At 55.1% G+C, this 18,337-nt stretch carries 16 protein-coding genes; 9 read left to right on the plus strand and 7 right to left on the minus strand.

From position 1 onward, the window contains the following. Nucleotides 1–38 precede the first annotated feature (38 nt). The 4 genes from thrA (at nucleotide 39) to GKAS_RS17605 (ending at nucleotide 5,274) form a co-directional block, all read left to right on the plus strand. On the plus strand, nucleotides 39–2,501 hold the full coding sequence (thrA, locus tag GKAS_RS17590; protein WP_035896203.1) for a bifunctional aspartate kinase/homoserine dehydrogenase I: 2,463 nt from the start codon (nucleotides 39–41) through the stop codon (nucleotides 2,499–2,501). Between the two features lies 1 nt (nucleotide 2,502). After that, nucleotides 2,503–3,432, plus strand: coding sequence for a homoserine kinase (gene thrB, locus GKAS_RS17595; RefSeq protein ID WP_035896205.1), 930 nt, complete (start codon nucleotides 2,503–2,505; stop codon nucleotides 3,430–3,432). A 3-nt stretch (nucleotides 3,433–3,435) separates the two neighbouring features. Next, complete coding sequence (thrC, locus tag GKAS_RS17600) at nucleotides 3,436–4,722, plus strand: threonine synthase (RefSeq protein ID WP_035896206.1); 1,287 nt, start codon at nucleotides 3,436–3,438, stop codon at nucleotides 4,720–4,722. 195 nt (nucleotides 4,723–4,917) lie between these two features. After that, on the plus strand, nucleotides 4,918–5,274 hold the full coding sequence (locus tag GKAS_RS17605; RefSeq protein ID WP_035896208.1) for a DUF2502 domain-containing protein: 357 nt from the start codon (nucleotides 4,918–4,920) through the stop codon (nucleotides 5,272–5,274). Nucleotides 5,275–5,359: 85 nt separating this feature from the next. On the opposite strand, the gene yaaA is transcribed toward GKAS_RS17605, so the two are convergent. Together yaaA and GKAS_RS17615 are read right to left on the minus strand one after the other, a co-directional pair. Then, complete coding sequence (gene yaaA, locus GKAS_RS17610) at nucleotides 5,360–6,133, minus strand: peroxide stress protein YaaA (protein WP_035896209.1); 774 nt, start codon at nucleotides 6,131–6,133, stop codon at nucleotides 5,360–5,362. A gap of 66 nt (nucleotides 6,134–6,199) precedes the next feature. Next, nucleotides 6,200–7,630 carry an alanine/glycine:cation symporter family protein gene (locus tag GKAS_RS17615; RefSeq protein ID WP_035896210.1) on the minus strand — a complete coding sequence of 477 codons (1,431 nt, stop codon included), beginning with the start codon at nucleotides 7,628–7,630 and terminating at the stop codon, nucleotides 6,200–6,202. A gap of 252 nt (nucleotides 7,631–7,882) precedes the next feature. On the opposite strand from GKAS_RS17615, the gene tal reads away from it, so the two are divergent. Next, nucleotides 7,883–8,836, plus strand: a complete 954-nt coding sequence (gene tal, locus GKAS_RS17620; RefSeq protein ID WP_035896212.1) for a transaldolase — start codon at nucleotides 7,883–7,885, stop codon at nucleotides 8,834–8,836. Between the two features lie 58 nt (nucleotides 8,837–8,894). Here tal and GKAS_RS17625 read toward each other — a convergent pair whose 3' ends face one another. Then, entirely contained in the window at nucleotides 8,895–9,275 is a 381-nt protein-coding gene (locus GKAS_RS17625) for an Rpn family recombination-promoting nuclease/putative transposase (protein WP_081918574.1), read from the minus strand. Between the two features lie 78 nt (nucleotides 9,276–9,353). Here GKAS_RS17625 and mog point away from each other — a divergent pair, with 78 nt between their 5' ends. Both mog and GKAS_RS17635 read left to right on the plus strand, forming a co-directional pair. After that, on the plus strand, nucleotides 9,354–9,941 hold the full coding sequence (gene mog / locus GKAS_RS17630; RefSeq protein ID WP_035896213.1) for a molybdopterin adenylyltransferase: 588 nt from the start codon (nucleotides 9,354–9,356) through the stop codon (nucleotides 9,939–9,941). Between the two features lie 125 nt (nucleotides 9,942–10,066). Beyond that, on the plus strand, nucleotides 10,067–11,362 hold the full coding sequence (locus tag GKAS_RS17635; RefSeq protein WP_035896214.1) for an MFS transporter: 1,296 nt from the start codon (nucleotides 10,067–10,069) through the stop codon (nucleotides 11,360–11,362). 44 nt (nucleotides 11,363–11,406) lie between these two features. Here the strand turns inward: GKAS_RS17635 and GKAS_RS17640 are convergent, their stop codons facing one another. From GKAS_RS17640 to GKAS_RS17655, 4 genes are all read right to left on the minus strand, one after another. Next, nucleotides 11,407–12,843, minus strand: coding sequence for a hypothetical protein (locus GKAS_RS17640; RefSeq protein WP_035896215.1), 1,437 nt, complete (start codon nucleotides 12,841–12,843; stop codon nucleotides 11,407–11,409). Between the two features lie 131 nt (nucleotides 12,844–12,974). After that, nucleotides 12,975–13,541, minus strand: coding sequence for an acetate uptake transporter (gene satP / locus GKAS_RS17645; RefSeq protein ID WP_035896217.1), 567 nt, complete (start codon nucleotides 13,539–13,541; stop codon nucleotides 12,975–12,977). A gap of 132 nt (nucleotides 13,542–13,673) precedes the next feature. Next, a complete protein-coding gene (gene msyB / locus GKAS_RS17650) occupies nucleotides 13,674–14,399 on the minus strand; it encodes an acidic protein MsyB (protein ID WP_035896218.1) in 726 nt (241 codons plus the stop codon). A gap of 25 nt (nucleotides 14,400–14,424) precedes the next feature. Continuing rightward, nucleotides 14,425–14,829 carry a DUF2541 family protein gene (locus GKAS_RS17655; protein WP_035896219.1) on the minus strand — a complete coding sequence of 135 codons (405 nt, stop codon included), beginning with the start codon at nucleotides 14,827–14,829 and terminating at the stop codon, nucleotides 14,425–14,427. 369 nt (nucleotides 14,830–15,198) lie between these two features. On the opposite strand from GKAS_RS17655, the gene dnaK reads away from it, so the two are divergent. After that, nucleotides 15,199–17,121: a molecular chaperone DnaK gene (dnaK, locus tag GKAS_RS17660; protein WP_035896220.1), complete on the plus strand. Its 1,923-nt coding sequence runs from the start codon at nucleotides 15,199–15,201 to the stop codon at nucleotides 17,119–17,121. An 88-nt stretch (nucleotides 17,122–17,209) separates the two neighbouring features. Next, a partial coding sequence (gene dnaJ, locus GKAS_RS17665; protein ID WP_035896221.1) for a molecular chaperone DnaJ occupies nucleotides 17,210–18,337 on the plus strand: 1,128 nt, incomplete at its 3' end.

Consider the following 18,337-nt stretch of genomic DNA (forward strand, 5'->3'; position numbering starts at 1 on the left):
GCGGCTTTTTTTTCGACTAGTGATCAAGGGGTAAAACCATGCGAGTCTTGAAGTTCGGCGGTACATCAGTGGCAAATGCGGAGCGATTCCTGCGCGTTGCCGATATCCTGGAAAGCAACGCCAGGCAGGGGCAGGTAGCAACCGTGCTCTCTGCCCCGGCAAAAATCACCAACCACCTCGTGGCGATGATTGAAAAAACCATTGGTGGCCAGGATGCGCTGACCAATATCGCCGATGCCGAACGAATCTTTGCTGAACTGCTTCAGGGACTCGCTAATGCCCAGCCCGGTTTTCCGCTCGCCGACCTGAAAGCTGCCGTTGAGCTGGAGTTCTCCCAGATTAAGCACATCCTGCATGGCATCAGCCTGCTGGGGCAGTGCCCGGACAGCGTCAACGCGGGGCTTATCTGCCGCGGTGAAAAGCTGTCGATTGCTATCATGGCTGGCCTGCTGAGTGCCCGCGGCCATAAGGTGACCGTGATTAATCCGGTCGAAAAACTGCTGGCCGTTGGCCACTACCTTGAATCTACTGTCGATATTACTGAATCTACCCGTCGTATCGTGGCAAGCCAGATCCCATCCGATCACATGGTGCTGATGGCAGGCTTTACCGCCGGCAACGAGAAGGGCGAACTGGTGGTGCTGGGGCGTAACGGCTCCGACTACTCCGCTGCCGTGCTGGCCGCCTGTTTGCGTGCCGACTGTTGTGAAATCTGGACCGACGTCGACGGTGTCTACACCTGTGACCCGCGCCAGGTACCGGACGCGCGTTTACTGAAGAGCATGTCTTATCAGGAAGCGATGGAGCTTTCCTACTTCGGCGCCAAAGTTCTTCACCCTCGCACCATTGCCCCTATCGCCCAGTTCCAGATCCCTTGCCTGATTAAAAATACCGGTAATCCTCAAGCACCCGGTACGCTTATCGGCGCCAGCAGCGACGATGATTCATTGCCAGTGAAGGGGATCTCTAACCTCAATAACATGGCGATGTTTAACGTCTCTGGTCCTGGCATGAAGGGCATGGTTGGCATGGCGGCGCGCGTGTTTGCGACCATGTCTCGCGCGGGGATCTCGGTGGTGCTGATTACCCAATCTTCTTCCGAATACAGCATCAGCTTCTGCGTGCCGCAGAGCGACTGCGCGCGGGCGAAGAAGGCGATGGAAGATGAGTTCTATCTGGAGCTGAAAGAAGAGCTGCTGGAACCGCTGGCCATCATGGAGCGTTTGGCGATCATCTCCGTCGTCGGCGACGGTATGCGTACGCTGCGCGGCATCTCGGCAAAATTCTTTGCCGCACTGGCTCGCGCCAATATCAATATCGTAGCGATTGCTCAGGGCTCGTCCGAGCGTTCTATCTCGGTTGTGGTGAATAACGACGATGCGACCACCGGCGTGCGCGTGACTCATCAGATGCTGTTTAACACCGACCAGGTGATTGAAGTGTTCCTGGTGGGCGTGGGTGGCGTCGGTGGCGCGCTGCTGGAGCAGATCAAACGCCAGCAGGCGTGGCTGAAGAAAAAACATATCGACCTGCGCGTGTGCGGCGTGGCGAACTCCCGTGCACTGCTCACCAGCGTACATGGCCTGAATCTTGAAAACTGGGAAGCCGAGCTGGCGGAAGCCAAAGAGCCGTTCAACCTTGGCCGTCTGATTCGCCTGGTGAAAGAGTATCACCTGCTGAACCCGGTTATTGTCGACTGTACCTCAAGCCAGGCGGTGGCGGATCAATACGCTGACTTCCTGCGCGAAGGGTTCCACGTGGTGACGCCGAATAAAAAGGCCAACACCTCGTCGATGGATTACTACCATCAGCTGCGTCATGCTGCCGGGCTTTCACGCCGTAAATTCCTCTACGACACCAACGTCGGTGCAGGCCTGCCGGTCATTGAAAACCTGCAAAACCTGCTGAACGCGGGTGACGAACTGCAGCACTTCTCCGGGATCCTTTCTGGTTCACTGTCGTTTATTTTCGGCAAGCTGGATGAAGGCATGAGTCTGTCCGAAGCCACAGCGATGGCGCGCGGAATGGGTTATACCGAACCGGACCCACGTGACGATCTGTCCGGGATGGACGTGGCACGCAAGCTGCTGATTCTGGCGCGTGAAACTGGGCGTCATCTTGAACTCAGTGATATTGTGGTTGAATCCGTACTGCCAGAGAGCTTTGATGCTTCGGGCGATGCCGAAAGCTTTATGGCGCGTCTGCCGCAGCTGGACGATGAATATTCCGCTCGCGTGGCGAAAGCGCGTGATGAAGGCAAAGTGCTGCGCTATGTTGGCAACATCGAAGAAGACGGCGTTTGCCGGGTGAAAGTGGCCGCCGTAGACGGCAACGACCCGCTGTATAAAATCAAAAATGGCGAGAACGCGCTGGCGTTCTACAGCCGCTACTATCAACCGCTTCCGCTGGTGCTGCGCGGCTATGGCGCAGGCAACGATGTGACGGCAGCAGGGGTATTTGCTGACCTTCTGCGTACGCTGTCATGGAAGTTAGGAGTTTAACATGGTTAAGGTTTATGCCCCGGCTTCCAGTGCCAATATGAGCGTCGGGTTTGATGTACTGGGTGCCGCTGTGACGCCGATTGACGGCAGTCTGCTGGGCGATAACGTATCGGTTGAGGCGGCAGACCGCTTCAGCCTGCAAAATCTGGGGCGCTTTGCGGATAAACTGCCGAGCGACCCGCATGAAAACATCGTCTATCAATGCTGGGAACGCTACTGCCAGGAAATTGGCAAGAGCGTGCCGGTGGCGATGACGCTGGAAAAAAATATGCCGATCGGCTCGGGTCTGGGTTCCAGCGCCTGTTCCGTGGTCGCCGCGCTGGTGGCGATGAACGAATTCTGCGGTAAGCCGCTGGATGAAACCCGCATGCTGGCGCTGATGGGCGAGCTGGAAGGGCGTATCTCCGGCAGCGTGCACTACGATAACGTTGCACCGTGCTATCTGGGCGGTATGCAACTGATGATTGAAGAGAACGACATCATCAGCCAGCAGGTACCGTGCTTCGATGATTGGCTTTGGGTGTTGGCCTATCCGGGTATTAAAGTCTCGACGGCGGAAGCGCGGGCCATTTTGCCTGCTCAGTATCGTCGTCAGGACTGTATTGCGCATGGCCGCCATCTGGCAGGCTTTATTCACGCCTGCTACTCCCGTCAGCCTCAACTGGCGGCGAAACTGATGAAAGACGTGATTGCTGAGCCGTACCGTACCAAACTGCTGCCGGGCTTTAACGAAGCGCGTCAGGCGGTTGCCGGTATTGGCGCTATTTCCTGCGGTATCTCCGGTTCCGGGCCAACGCTGTTTGCCCTGTGCGATAAAACCGAGACGGCGCAGCGCGTGGCGGACTGGCTCGGTCAGCATTATCTGCAGAATCAAGAAGGCTTCGTTCATATTTGCCGGCTGGACACAGCGGGCGCACGAGTAGTGGGATAACCGATGAAACTCTATAACTTAAAAGATCACAATGAGCAGGTCAGCTTTGCGCAGGCTGTGACTCAAGGGCTTGGCAAACACCAGGGGCTGTTCTTCCCGCATGATCTGCCGGAATTCAACCTGACCGACATTGATGACCTGCTGACCCAGGACTTCGTCACCCGTAGCGCGAAGATCCTCTCCGCGTTCATCGGCGATGAAATCCCACAGGCCGAGCTGGCTGCGCGTATCGGGAAAGCGTTCACCTTCCCGGCACCTGTAAACCAGGTACAGGAAGACGTAGGCTGCCTGGAGCTGTTCCACGGTCCGACTCTGGCGTTTAAAGACTTCGGCGGCCGCTTTATGGCGCAGATGTTGACCCTTATCGCGGGCGACAAGCCGGTGACCATCCTGACCGCCACCTCAGGTGATACCGGCGCGGCCGTGGCACACGCTTTCTACGGCTTGCCGAACGTTAAAGTGGTTATCCTGTATCCGCGCGGCAAAATCAGCCCATTGCAGGAAAAACTGTTCTGTACCCTGGGTGGCAACATTGAAACCGTCGCCATTGACGGTGACTTCGATGCCTGTCAGGCACTGGTTAAACAGGCCTTCGATGACGAAGAGCTGAAAGCCGCGCTGGGTCTGAACTCCGCCAACTCCATCAACATCAGCCGTCTACTGGCGCAGATTTGTTACTACTTCGAAGCGGTGGCGCAGCTGCCGCAGGAAGCGCGCAACCAGCTGGTGGTTTCCGTTCCAAGCGGCAACTTTGGTGACCTTACCGCAGGCCTGCTGGCAAAGTCGCTGGGCCTGCCGGTGAAGCGCTTTATTGCGGCGACCAACGCCAACGACACCGTGCCACGCTTCCTGCAGGACGGCAAATGGGCACCGAAGGCCACTCAGGCCACGCTGTCGAACGCCATGGACGTGAGCCAACCGAACAACTGGCCGCGCGTAGAAGAGCTCTTCCGTCGCAAAATCTGGCGTCTGAACGAGCTGGGCTATGCGGCGGTAGATGATGAAACCACCAAAGCGACCATGCGCGAATTGCAGGGGCTGGGCTACACCTCTGAGCCGCATGCGGCCATCGCCTATCGCGCACTGCGTGACCAGCTACAGCCTGGCGAGTACGGCCTGTTCCTTGGCACCGCGCATCCGGCGAAGTTTAAAGAGAGCGTTGAAGAGATTCTGGGTGAAACGCTGCCGCTGCCAAAAGCGCTGGCGGACCGCGCCGACCTGCCGCTGTTATCGCATAATCTGCCGGCTGACTATGCAGAATTGCGTAAGCTGATGATGAGCAAGGCGTAATGTCTCCGTTTCCCCTTTCTAAGCGAAGGGGGAAATAGGGAGAAATTATGCAGAGATGTGGTAGGGAAAAAGGAGAAATTCCCAATAAATGCGGGCGTTCAGAATATAGGATTGCGGAGAATAACAAGCTGGTATTTACCACAGTAATCTTTATTCATTAGCCATATTGGCGAATGATGAATAAAGGAGTTACCTATGTTAAAACCTGCGATGTTAGCACTGGCAATGCTATTGGCAGCTCCGGTTATGACACAGGCCGCAGAGATTACGCTGCTGCCTGCTGTGACGCTGCAAATTGGCGACCAGGATAATCACGGCAACTATTGGGATGGCGGACACTGGCGTGACCATAGCTGGTGGAAGGATCACTATGAATGGCGCGACAACCGCTGGCATGCTCACACGCCACCGCCGCCACACTATGATAACCGCGGTCACGACGATCATCACGGCGATCGCCATGACGGTTGGGATCACAACGATCGTGGGCATGGCGACGATCGCGGTCACGGGGACGATCATCGCCCGCCACCGCAGAATAACCATCACTAACCTGTAGCCCGGCCGAGCGAAGCAACGCCGGGTTTTTTTATATCGCAGCAGTCCCGGCGTCGCTACGCTTGGCCGGGCTACTTGATTACTGTTCGTGGCGTTTGAAGACCAGTTCTTCGGCGCTCGAGTTTTCCGCATCGAAGAAATACCCTTCGCTATCGAACCCGGTCAGCTGCTCCGGCTTGCTAAGACGGTTTTCAATGATGTATCGGCTCATCAGCCCGCGCGCTTTTTTGGCGTAGAAGCTGATGACCTTGAATTTGCCATTCTTCTCGTCGAGGAATACCGGCTTAATAATGCGGCCTGCAAGCGCCTTCGGTTTCACCGAGCGGAAGTATTCGTCCGAGGCCAGATTAATCACCACGTCGTCGCCCTGTGCTTCCAGTGCCGCGTTCAGCGTGTTGGTGATTTCATCGCCCCAGAACTGGTAGAGATCTTTGCCGCGTGGGTTTTCGAGGCGAATGCCCATTTCCAGACGATAAGGCTGCATCAGATCCAGCGGGCGCAGTACGCCGTACAGGCCTGAGAGCATCCGCAGGTGCTGCTGCGCAAAATCGAAGTCCGCCTCGCTGAAGGTTTCCGCCTGCAGCCCGGTATAGACATCGCCCTTAAACGCCAGAATGGCCTGACGCGCGTTATCGGGCGTGAAGTCCGGATGCCAATCGTGGAAGCGCGTCGCGTTGAGGTCAGCGAGTTTGTCGCTAATGCCCATCAGCGCCTTTATCTGCGGTGCGGAGAGCTTACGCGCTTCGCGGATAAGCTGCTGGGAGTGCTCCAGCAGCGCGGGCTGGGTAAAGCGTTTGGTGGTCAGCTCGCTTTGGTAATCGAGCGTTTTGGCCGGGGAAATCAGAATCAGCATATCCAGTCCTTGCAGAAAATTTCACTCAACTTTAACAAAAAAACGGCGCAAAGCGATCGATTGCTGTCATTGGCGCGGGGGTTGATCCCAACTCTCCGGTGCCAGCTGCTGAGCGATTTCCGGGTAATAATCGGGGTCAAATATCGGCGTGACGCCGAGCTTACGCTGGCGTAGATAGTCCAGCGCGATAATGCGCACCACCGGTGAGAGCAACAGAATCGCCGTCAGGTTGGTGATGGCCATCAGCGCCATAATCACATCCGCCATTTGCCAGACCACCGGCAGACTCAGCAGGCTGCCCAACACCACCATCGATAGCGTTGCGATGCGCAGCAGCCAGATTGCCCATGGTTTATCCCAGCGTAAAAAGATCAGGTTGTTCTCGGCGTAGATGTAGTTTGCCACGATGGAAGTAAAGGCGAACAACATCATCACCACGGCGACAAAGCTGGCACCCCATTCGCCAACTAGCACGCTCATGGCGTGCTGGATGAGCTGAATACCGTCATAGCTGGTGGTTTTGGTGCCATGACCGGCCAGCAGGACCACCATGGCGCTGGCGCTACAGATAACGATGGTATCAATCAGCACGCCAATCATCTGCACAATCCCTTGTGCCGCCGGATGAGGTGGAAATGATGCGGCGGCTGCGGCGGCATTCGGCGTTGAGCCCATACCGGCTTCGTTAGAGAACATGCTGCGCTGAAAGCCGCTGGTGATGGCCTGGCTCACGGTGTAGCCAGCCGCGCCAGCCGCTGCTTCCTGCCAGCCAAAAGCGCTGCGGATAATCAGATTGATAATGGAAGGTAGCTCAACAATGTGCCACAGGGTAATCAGCAGGCTCGTCAGCACCCACAGAGTCGCCATAAAGGGCACCAGCCACTGGCTCAGCCGTGCAACCCCTTTCAGGCCACGCATAATCACCAGCAACGTGAGAAGCGCCATGACAACGCCGGTCACGCCGCCGGACACGTTGAAAGCATACTGCAGCGCATGCGCCGTGGAGTTGGCCTGGACGGTATTAAATATTAACCCATAGGCCGCCAGCAGGAGGAGCGAGAAGAGCACACCCATCCAGCGCATTCCCAGCCCTCGAGACATATACCACGCTGGGCCGCCGCGAAACTGACCTTTGTCATCGCGCTCTTTGTAGAGCTGGGCAAGCGAGCACTCCGCAAAGCTGCTGGCCATACCGATGATGGCCGCAATCCACATCCAGAACACTGCGCCGGAGCCGCCAACGGTTATCGCCAGCGCGACGCCTGCCAGGTTGCCGCTGCCGACACGAGCCGCGAGACTGATACAGAGTACCTGGAAAGAGGTGAGTCCACCTGCGCGCGGTGTCAGGCTTCTTTTCAGACTTTTGCTAAACTGACGGATGTAGCGAAACTGGATGTAGCCGGTTCTCCAGGTGAACCAGATGCCGCACCCGAGGAGCAGGTAAATCATTACCGACCCCCACAGTATCTCGCTAATAAAAGACAGGAAATCAGGCATTAAACGTCCTCTTGTCTATGCCGAAATTGGTGGCTGTTTACGGGAAGAACACGTTCCTTCGCACGATTCGATTCAGCCAATGTAAGCGTTACCAATTTTTGGGCGAAGAATCTCAACCCGTAAAGTTTGATGCTTCAGTTTATCATACTCTGCGGTCTGGTGATGTCGGCGGTTGCGCTGAGGTCGGGGCGTGATATTATCGAGGCAGACCGGTTACATCCCCCTAACAGCTGTTTAAAGAGAAACACTATCATGACGGATAAATTGACATCTCTGCGTCAGTACACAACCGTAGTGGCTGACACCGGAGACATCGCAGCAATGAAGCTGTATCAGCCTCAGGATGCGACAACCAACCCTTCCCTGATTCTGGGCGCCGCACAGATCCCTGAATACCGCAAACTGATTGACGATGCGGTTGAGTGGGCGCGTAGCCAGAGCAGCGACCGTGCTCAGCAGGTTGTAGATGCAACGGACAAACTGGCCGTAAATATCGGTCTGGAAATTCTGAAACTGGTCCCGGGCCGTATCTCTACTGAAGTTGATGCGCGTCTTTCTTACGACACCGATGCGTCCATCGCGAAAGCGAAACGTCTGATCAAGATGTATAACGATGCTGGTATCAGCAACGATCGTATCCTGATCAAACTGGCTTCTACCTGGCAGGGTATCCGCGCGGCGGAGCAGCTGGAAAAAGAAGGCATCAACTGTAACCTGACGCTGCTGTTCTCCTTCGCTCAGGCTCGTGCTTGTGCTGAAGCTGGCGTGTTCCTGATCTCCCCGTTCGTGGGCCGTATTCTGGATTGGTACAAAGCCAATACCGATAAGAAAGAGTACGCACCAGCGGAAGATCCAGGCGTGGTTTCCGTTAGCGAAATCTACCAGTACTACAAACAGCACGGTTACGAAACCGTCGTTATGGGCGCAAGCTTCCGTAACATCGGCGAGATCCTGGAACTGGCTGGCTGTGACCGCCTGACCATCGCTCCTGCGCTGCTCAAAGAGCTGGCAGAAAGCGAAGGTGCTCTGGAGCGTAAACTCTCCTACACCGGCGAAGTGAAAGCGCGCCCAAGCCGCATCACTGAGTCCGAGTTCCTGTGGCAGCACAACCAGGATCCGATGGCGGTAGATAAACTGGCGGAAGGTATCCGTAAGTTTGCAATCGACCAGGAAAAACTGGAAAAAATGATCGGCGACCTGCTGTAATTCAGCCTGTCTGTCTGACAACAGCCCGCTTCTCTAAAGAGAGCGGGCTGTTTTTTTATTAGTGTTGAAGGGCGGTGAGTTCTTCTGCGCTTACGCCGGTCATGTCGATAATATCGGCCGCTGGAATCCCTTTTTCGAGCATTGCCCGCGCAATTTTACGTGACGTTTCGCGCTCTCCGGTCTGGATACTTTGCTGTAGACCCTGTTGTATCCCTTCGATGCGTCCTTCCTGCTTTAGCTGCTCTGCTAATGTCATGAGTTCGTCTCCATACTGTGGTGCGTGTTGCGCCATTTCGTACAGCAATGTGCGGGCATCCTGTGCTTCTCCCGCCTGAAGCATGTAGTTTACCAGCGCAATGACCTGTTGTCCGCTGATGTGGTTTCGGGTTAATAACCCGGCAAGTTTGTCGAGAAATAGTGTGAGGTCGCGCTGACGGATAACCCGTTTGGGGTCTTAGTATTGCCACCCATTCGCGTGTATTATTCTGCTTAACGCTACGGTTTTAACGGAATAATCATGAACACTTTACGCATTGGCTTAGTTTCTATCTCTGACCGCGCTTCCAGCGGCGTTTATCAGGACAAAGGCATTCCAGCACTGGAAGAGTGGCTGGCGTCCGCGCTGACGACCCCTTTTAAAGTGGAAACTCGCCTGATCCCTGATGAGCAAACCATCATTGAGCAAACCCTGTGTGAGCTGGTGGATGAGATGAGCTGCCATCTGGTGCTGACCACCGGCGGTACTGGCCCGGCGCGGCGCGATGTTACCCCTGACGCGACGCTGGCGATTGCCGACCGCGTGATGCCGGGCTTTGGTGAGCAGATGCGCCAGGTGAGCCTGCACTTTGTTCCAACCGCGATTCTTTCCCGTCAGGTAGGCGTGATTCGCAAGCAGGCGCTGATCCTCAACCTGCCGGGCCAGCCAAAAGCGATTCAGGAGACGCTGGAAGGGGTGAAAGACGCTGACGGTAAGGTGCTGGTGAACGGTATCTTTGCAAGTGTACCGTATTGTGTACAGTTGCTGGAAGGGCCTTATATTGAGACGAACAGCGATGTCGTAGCAGCATTTCGCCCTAAGAGCGCACGACGCGAGACTTTATCCTGAATGTGATGCTTTTCTGACATAACCTATCATTCCTCTGGAGTGCGATAGGGTTTACGGTATAGTCATTTTTGCTTTACACAAATCGTAAACTTATATCAACAGCTTCACTTTGCGAATGGTTTGTTATGTCACATTACACGCGACCTCTGAATCGACAAGATTATAAAACGCTGACGCTGGCGGCCTTAGGTGGCGCGCTGGAGTTTTATGATTTCATCATTTTCGTCTTCTTCGCCGCCGTCGTTGGAGAGCTTTTCTTCCCAGCCGACATCCCTGAGTGGCTGCGCCAGGTGCAGACTTTTGGCATCTTTGCCGCAGGCTACCTGGCTCGCCCGCTGGGTGGCATCATCATGGCGCATTTCGGCGATCTGGTCGGGCGCAAAAAGATGTTTACCCTTAGCATTTTGCTGATGGCGGTGCCGACGCTGGCGATTGGCCTGCTGCCAACCTTTGCCACCGCAGGGCTGGCCGCACCGCTGCTGCTGCTGTTGATGCGTATTTTGCAGGGCGCGGCAATCGGTGGGGAAGTGCCGGGGGCGTGGGTATTTGTCGCAGAACATGTGCCCGCACGTCGCATCGGTATTGCCTGTGGCACGCTGACGGCCGGGCTGACGGTCGGGATCCTGCTGGGCTCGGTGGTGGCAACGCTGATTAACACCCAGCTCTCCGCGCAGGCCATTCATGACGGCGGCTGGCGTATTCCGTTCCTGCTGGGCGGTATTTTCGGCCTGGTGGCGATGTACCTGCGCCGCTGGTTGCAGGAAACGCCTATCTTCCTTGAGATGCAGCAGCGTAAAGCGCTGGCGCAAGAGCTGCCGATTAAATCCGTTGTCCTCAAGCACAAGCAGGCTGTGGTGGTCTCGATGCTGCTGACCTGGCTGCTGTCGGCGGGCATCGTGGTGGTTATTCTGATGTCGCCGGTCTGGCTGCAAAAGCAGTATGGTTTTGCCCCCGCGCTGACCTTACAGGCCAATAGCGTGGCGACGATTATGCTCTGCGTTGGCTGCATGCTGGCAGGGTTGATTGTTGACCGCGTCGGAGCCAGCAAAACCTTTATCGTTGGCAGCATCCTGCTCGCCTGCTCAAGCTGGTTCTTCTATCATCTTGCGGGAACGCATCCTGAACAGCTGTTCCTGCTCTACGGGCTGGTTGGGCTTTGCGTGGGCGTGGTCGGGGCGGTACCGTACGTGATGGTGCGCGCCTTCCCGGCGGAAGTGCGTTTTACCGGGATTTCCTTCTCCTACAACGTCTCCTACGCCATCTTCGGTGGCCTGACGCCGATTGCCGTCACCATGCTGATGGGCGTATCGCCGATGGCTCCGGCCTGGTACGTACTGGCGTTGTCGTTGATGGGTCTTGGGCTTGGCATCTGGCTGCGTAAAGAGATTCCTGCTGCAAGCCGTAGCCCGGCCGAGGCGTAAACCAACGCCGGGGTCACGCGACGCCAACGCCGGCGTCGCGTGCGCTAGCGAATAATTGTCACGTCTTTAAACGTAAACCGTTTTTTCTGCCCCGCCTCCTGATAGCCGATACGAATAAAGACACGCAAATCTTCCAGCCAGGCGTAATCGCTGCTCATGGCTCTGCCATCGCCTCGATCATCGGTGCAGATAAGCTCAATATAACGTCCCTTGAAGGCCTCGTTCAGCGTTGAGGCATCGCGCCACGGGCCCTCTACGCGACAATCCTGGCTTTTGGATTTGCTGTTCTCCGGGTTGGCGTCATCTCGCAGCACGGCATGCCAGCGGTACGGCTGGCCTACCTTCGGCATCGCGCTAAAGTTGGTTTCCAGCTTCTGGGCGATAAGCGGGCTGTTTTTCATCGAATCCCACTGCTTCAGGTCGACGATATTGAATAACCGATGGTACTGGCTGTAGAAGGTCACCCCTTTGAGCACCAGCGTGTCGAGCATTAAGGTGCTGCCGTCTGGCAGCCTGTCGATGCGAGTCTTACCGTTGATATCGGCATCGCCTGGCCACACCGGCGTAAAGGTGAGGCGGGAAAACGTCGGTGCATTACTGCCGTTATTCAATATCCCCTTCACGGTCTTGCTCACCGTTTCCGGCAGCGGGTAGCGGGCTAAGACGCTCGGATCGTTGTGCTCGAAATCGGGGATTGCCAGCGGGGCATCGGCCTCGGTTTTCTGTCGGGCAACCAATGCGCCGCTGCCGGTAAACTGGTTGAGATCCTGTAAGGCGCACAGTTTTGTCATCGGCGCGATAAGCGAAGAGGGGAGCGACGAGAAAGCCGTCTCTGCCGGGATAGCGTTGTCGGTAACGACGGCGGAATTCAGCGAGAATGTGCGCTCAACGCGTGCCTGTTGGTTATCACAATTAACCTGCATTTGGCTGATTTTAAAGTCATAGGGGGCATCGTATTGCTTTTCGCGATGGATCTGCGCGTAATCCGTGCCGATGCGCAGGTTAAGCATATTGTCCTGACGATGACTGTTACTGAGGTCGATAAACGGCTGGTCGCCGTGCTTATCCGCCGCGGCGAGCCCTACCCAGCGAGGCTTTGCGACGTTCTGCTTGCAGACGTTCAGCGCCGGATCGGTACTCATCAGGCTATCGGCGTCGGGCTCGAAAGGCACACTGGGAATATAGCGGGCGAACGAGTTACCGGCGTAGGCGCGGATATGACTTCCGGTCAGGGTGTGCAAATTCATATACAGCAGCGTTTTTGTCTGGGTCTGGCAATCAACGTTCAGCCAAAGATTATTTTGCGATCCCTCTGACATCGTAATGCGATAAACGGTATTGATGCTGTCACCGACGCGTACGGTGTTTGCCTTGTCCCAATCAACGCTTCTGACTTCAGGCGTCGACAGCGCATGGGCGCTAGCAGACAGCAGGACTCCACTGGCCAGAATCAGGGGGGAAACAGAGGCGAGGCGCATCATCAATAATCCTTTTTATCATTAGAAGTTATTGAAAATAGCGCAAATAGTGAGGAAACGATAACCCCAGGATCGGTAGTTTGCAGATAAAAAAAACGCCGGACAGACCGGCGCTTTTCAGGATGACGCGAGGATTAGTGCTTTTCACCAATCGGCAGTACGGTGCGACCGAACTGCTCGTTCAGCACTTCACCCATTGCCAGGTAAATGGCGCTTGCGCCACAGATCAGGCCAATCCAGCCAGCAACGTGGATAATCGCTTCGTTGCCGTTGATGTTGCCAATTGCCAGCAGGGCGAACAGAACCGTCAGGCTCAGGAACACGAACTGCAGCATGCGTGCGGCTTTCAGCGTACCGAAGAACATGAACAGCGTGAACACGCCCCACAGGCCCAGGTAGGCGCCGAGGAACTGCGCGTTAGGCGCGTCGGACAGACCCATCTTCGGCAGCAGCAGAATGGCAACCAGCGTCAGCCAGAAAGAGCCGTAAGAGGTGAATGCGGTCAGACCGAAAGTATTCCCTTTTTTGTATTCCAGCAGGCCCGCGAAAATCTGCGCGATACCGCCGTAAAAAATACCCATTGCGAGAATAATACCGTCGAAAGCAAAGAAACCCGCATTATGCAGGTTTAACAGAATGGTGGTCATGCCGAAGCCCATCAGGCCCAGCGGTGCCGGGTTAGCCAACTTAGTGTTGCCCATAATTCCTCAAATCATCATTGAATGGTGAAGTTCTTTCCCCATATACGGGGGCGCGGCATGATAATCATGGGCAAACCGGCTGTCTATGATCTGAACGGGGGAAAATGAAATATTTTCTCCCGCAGAGGTCGATTAACCGGCGCGTTGCAGAGCAGCTTTAGCAATAACTCGACGCAGGCAGGCGATACGCAATACCGCTGGAATCGTGACACGATAAGCGCTTCCGCTGACGGCCTTCACGCCGTTTACCGCAGCACCCACCGGGCCGCCAAGACCTGCGCCGCGCATCAGGCCGTGACCAATCACGCTGACGGCCGCATGTTTGTGCAGGATATGACTCAGCTGTTCACCCAACAGATGTTCAATACCGTGATCCAGACGATGATGGTCGATAAGGTGCGAAAGCAGAGCTTCGAGCTCCATGACCTTTAGCTCAACGGCAGCATGAAAACGTGCTTTCTGCTCATCGTTCATGCGCTTCCAGGCGTTGCGAACAAACTGTTCCAGCAGTAGTTTTTCGATGGCTGGCGTCGGCATGGCTTTGTCGGTTTTAAGGCCCAGGCGTTTGGCCACATCGCGCAGAATTTCGCGGTACAGCTTGCCGTGACCGCGAATTTGGTTGGCGATACTGTCGCCGCCAAAGTGCTGGAATTCACCGGCAATCAGCTGCCAGTTGCGACGATGCTGCTCCGGATGCCCGTCCATCGACATATAGAGTTCGTTATGCAGCAGGGTGCTGGACAGGCGACGTTTACCTTTTTCATTGTGCGTCAGCAGCTGTGCAAGATTAGCCAACTGCTCTTCACTGCAGTGCTGAAGAAAAACGAGGTCTTCGTCATTCAGGTATGAAACTTTCATTGAGGTTATCGCTTCGCAGGGGGGGTTAGTCGTCGCCGATGATTTTTAAAGAGGCCATATCGGAAGAGTTCACGGTATGCCCAGAAAAGGTGATTTTGGCGACGCAGCGTTTATTGTCGTTATCGCTGTTGATATTGATCCAATCGGTCGTGCTTCCTTCTTTCAGGGAGGAAGGCACATTCAGGCTCTGGCTGCTGCTGCGTGCGGCTTTGAAGTAGACGGATGCGCCGCTGAGTTCGGCATCACCGCGATCCACGGTCAGCTTGATGCGCTTGACGACACGGCAAACCGGCAGCTTGAGCGTCAGATCGTTGGTTTCATTACGGGGTAAAGCAATGACGCCCAGCGTTTTATGATCGTTCGCGTAGGCGGAAGAGGCCAGCATCAGGCCGAAAGCCAGGCTCGCAGAGACGTTTAATAATGTTTTCATTTTATTCCTTACCGGATTGACCCTTTGACAACATCAAAGGCAAAGACGGATTTTATCCATCTCCGATATGGCTTTCTGCGCTTAATAATTTCAACTTATGACAATAATTCGCTGAATATATTGATGTTTTTATATATCTAACTTGAATGATTTGAATGCGAAAACGGGAAATGCGCTCGGGCGAAAACCGCACTAAATGAAAAAATTTTACTTCTGCCCCTTGATGGATGACGTTGCGACCCCATCTTGTAGTCAACCGCAGTGAGTGAGTCTGAAAAAAAACGATTCAGGGCAGTTGAAACCGAAGGTTTCGCCCTTATTACAGATTCACAACCACATGTTGACTGAATTTTTAGTGGAGACGTTTAGATGGGTAAAATTATTGGTATCGACCTGGGTACTACCAACTCTTGTGTAGCGATTATGGATGGCACTACCGCTCGCGTTCTGGAGAACGCCGAAGGCGACCGCACCACGCCTTCTATCATTGCTTATACCCAGGATGGTGAAACTCTGGTTGGTCAGCCGGCTAAACGTCAGGCAGTGACAAACCCGCAAAACACCCTGTTTGCGATTAAACGCCTGATCGGCCGCCGCTTCCAGGACGAAGAAGTTCAGCGTGACGTTTCTATCATGCCTTACAAAATTGTTGCCGCAGACAATGGCGACGCATGGCTTGATGTGAAAGGCACCAAAACTGCACCACCGCAGATCTCTGCTGAAGTGCTGAAGAAAATGAAGAAAACCGCTGAAGATTACCTGGGTGAGCCGGTAACTGAAGCTGTTATCACCGTACCTGCATACTTCAACGATGCTCAGCGTCAGGCTACTAAAGATGCTGGCCGTATCGCAGGTCTGGAAGTCAAACGTATCATCAACGAACCAACCGCCGCTGCACTGGCTTACGGTCTGGATAAAGAAGTCGGCAACCGTACTATCGCGGTATACGACCTCGGTGGTGGTACCTTCGATATTTCCGTTATCGAAATCGACGAAGTTGATGGCGAAAAAACCTTTGAAGTTCTGGCAACCAACGGTGATACCCACCTGGGTGGTGAAGACTTCGATACTCGTTTGATCAACTACCTCGTTGACGAGTTTAAGAAAGATCAGGGCATCGACCTGCGTAACGACCCGCTGGCGATGCAGCGCCTGAAAGAAGCCGCTGAGAAAGCGAAGATTGAACTGTCTTCCGCTCAGCAGACCGACGTGAACCTGCCGTACATCACCGCAGACGCGACCGGTCCTAAACACATGAACATCAAAGTGACCCGTGCGAAACTGGAAAGCCTGGTAGAAGACCTGGTTAACCGTTCCATCGAGCCGCTGAAAGTTGCGCTGCAGGATGCTGGCCTGTCCGTATCCGATATCCAGGACGTTATCCTGGTCGGTGGTCAGACTCGTATGCCAATGGTGCAGAAGAAAGTTGCTGAGTTCTTCGGTAAAGAACCGCGTAAAGACGTTAACCCGGACGAAGCTGTTGCTATCGGTGCAGCGGTTCAGGGCGGCGTTCTGACCGGTGAAGTAAAAGACGTGCTGCTGCTGGACGTTACCCCGCTGTCTCTGGGTATCGAAACCATGGGCGGTGTGATGACTGCGCTCATCAACAAAAACACCACCATCCCAACTAAGCACAGCCAGGTGTTCTCTACCGCTGAAGACAACCAGTCTGCGGTAACCATCCACGTGATTCAGGGTGAGCGTAAACGTGCATCCGATAACAAATCACTGGGTCAGTTCAACCTGGACGGTATCAGCCCAGCACCGCGCGGCATGCCGCAGATCGAAGTCACCTTCGATATCGATGCTGATGGTATCCTGCACGTTTCCGCGAAAGACAAAAACAGCGGTAAAGAGCAGAAGATCACCATTAAGGCTTCTTCCGGTCTGAATGAAGAAGAAATTCAGAAAATGGTTCGTGAAGCCGAAGCTAACGCCGAAGCTGACCGTAAGTTTGAAGAGCTGGTTCAGACCCGTAACCAGGGCGACCATCTGCTGCACAGCACCCGTAAGCAGGTTGAAGAAGCAGGCGAACAGCTGCCAGCTGACGACAAAACTGCCATCGAGTCTGCGCTGACCGCACTGGAAGCGTCTCTGAAAGGCGAAGATAAAGCGGACATCGAAGCGAAAATGCAGGCGCTGGCGCAGGTTTCCCAGAAACTGATGGAAATCGCTCAGCAGCAGCACGCACAGCAGCAGGCGGGTGCCGCAGGCGCTGACGCTTCCGCGAACAATGCGAAAGACGACGACGTTGTTGACGCTGAGTTCGAAGAAGTGAAAGACAAAAAATAATCGCCCTGATGCAGGGTAATTAATCAGCACGGGCGAAGAGGGTTTCCTCTCCGCCCGTGCTCGCATGTTAAGGGGCTGAAAAAAACCAATGGCAAAGCAAGACTATTACGAGATTTTGGGCGTTTCCAAAACAGCGGAAGAGCGTGAAATCAAAAAGGCGTACAAGCGCCTGGCCATGAAATTCCACCCGGACCGCAACCAGGGTGATAAAGAGGCCGAAGCCAAGTTTAAAGAGATCAAAGAAGCGTACGAAGTCCTGACCGACGCGCAGAAACGTGCGGCCTACGATCAGTACGGTCATGCAGCCTTTGAACAGGGCGGCATGGGCGGCGGTGCCGGTGGTTTTGGCGGCGGCGCGGACTTCAGCGATATCTTTGGTGACGTATTCGGCGATATTTTTGGCGGCGGTCGCGGTCGTCAGCGCGCGTCCCGTGGCGCAGACCTGCGCTACAACATGGATCTGACGCTGGAAGAAGCGGTTCGTGGTGTGACCAAAGAGATCCGCATCCCGACGCTGGAAGAGTGCGACATCTGCCACGGCAGCGGCGCCAAAGCGGGCTCACAGCCACAAACCTGTCCAACCTGTCACGGCTCCGGTCAGGTGCAGATGCGTCAGGGCTTCTTCGCCGTACAGCAGACCTGTCCACACTGTCAGGGCCGCGGTACGCTGATTAAAGATCCGTGCAATAAATGTCACGGCCACGGCCGCGTCGAGAAGACCAAAACCCTGTCCGTTAAAATTCCGGCAGGCGTGGATACCGGCGATCGCATTCGTCTGACCGGCGAAGGCGAAGCGGGCGAGCACGGTGCACCGGCAGGCGACCTGTACGTACAGGTCCAGGTGAAGCAGCACGCCATCTTTGAGCGTGAAGGCAATAACCTGTACTGCGAAGTGCCGATCAACTTCTCTATGGCTGCTCTGGGCGGCGAGATTGAAGTACCGACGCTTGACGGTCGCGTGAAGCTGAAAATTCCAGGCGAAACGCAAACCGGTAAACTGTTCCGCATGCGTGGCAAGGGCGTGAAATCCGTTCGCGGCGGCGTGCAGGGTGATCTGCTTTGCCGCGTGGTGGTAGAAACCCCGGTCGGCCTGAATGAGAAGCAGAAACAGCTGCTGAAAGATCTGCAGGAAAGCTTCGGCGGTCCAACCGGCGAGAACAACAGCCCGCGTTCGAAAAGCTTTTTCGACGGCGTGAAGAAATTCTTTGATGATTTG

The organism is Kluyvera ascorbata ATCC 33433 (genome assembly GCF_000735365.1).
Taxonomy (GTDB): domain Bacteria; phylum Pseudomonadota; class Gammaproteobacteria; order Enterobacterales; family Enterobacteriaceae; genus Kluyvera; species Kluyvera ascorbata.

Coding starts and splice junctions, on each gene's coding strand:
- GKAS_RS17615 (WP_035896210.1), bottom strand. CDS start 7,630: ATGCCTGATTTCCTGTCTTTTATTAGCGAGATACTGTGGGGGTCGGTA.
- mog (WP_035896213.1), top strand. CDS start 9,354: ATGAACACTTTACGCATTGGCTTAGTTTCTATCTCTGACCGCGCTTCC.
- thrB (WP_035896205.1), top strand. CDS start 2,503: ATGGTTAAGGTTTATGCCCCGGCTTCCAGTGCCAATATGAGCGTCGGG.
- GKAS_RS17640 (WP_035896215.1), bottom strand. CDS start 12,843: ATGATGCGCCTCGCCTCTGTTTCCCCCCTGATTCTGGCCAGTGGAGTC.
- thrC (WP_035896206.1), top strand. CDS start 3,436: ATGAAACTCTATAACTTAAAAGATCACAATGAGCAGGTCAGCTTTGCG.
- GKAS_RS17655 (WP_035896219.1), bottom strand. CDS start 14,829: ATGAAAACATTATTAAACGTCTCTGCGAGCCTGGCTTTCGGCCTGATG.
- msyB (WP_035896218.1), bottom strand. CDS start 14,399: ATGAAAGTTTCATACCTGAATGACGAAGACCTCGTTTTTCTTCAGCAC.
- GKAS_RS17635 (WP_035896214.1), top strand. CDS start 10,067: ATGTCACATTACACGCGACCTCTGAATCGACAAGATTATAAAACGCTG.
- dnaK (WP_035896220.1), top strand. CDS start 15,199: ATGGGTAAAATTATTGGTATCGACCTGGGTACTACCAACTCTTGTGTA.
- yaaA (WP_035896209.1), bottom strand. CDS start 6,133: ATGCTGATTCTGATTTCCCCGGCCAAAACGCTCGATTACCAAAGCGAG.
- satP (WP_035896217.1), bottom strand. CDS start 13,541: ATGGGCAACACTAAGTTGGCTAACCCGGCACCGCTGGGCCTGATGGGC.
- tal (WP_035896212.1), top strand. CDS start 7,883: ATGACGGATAAATTGACATCTCTGCGTCAGTACACAACCGTAGTGGCT.
- thrA (WP_035896203.1), top strand. CDS start 39: ATGCGAGTCTTGAAGTTCGGCGGTACATCAGTGGCAAATGCGGAGCGA.
- GKAS_RS17605 (WP_035896208.1), top strand. CDS start 4,918: ATGTTAAAACCTGCGATGTTAGCACTGGCAATGCTATTGGCAGCTCCG.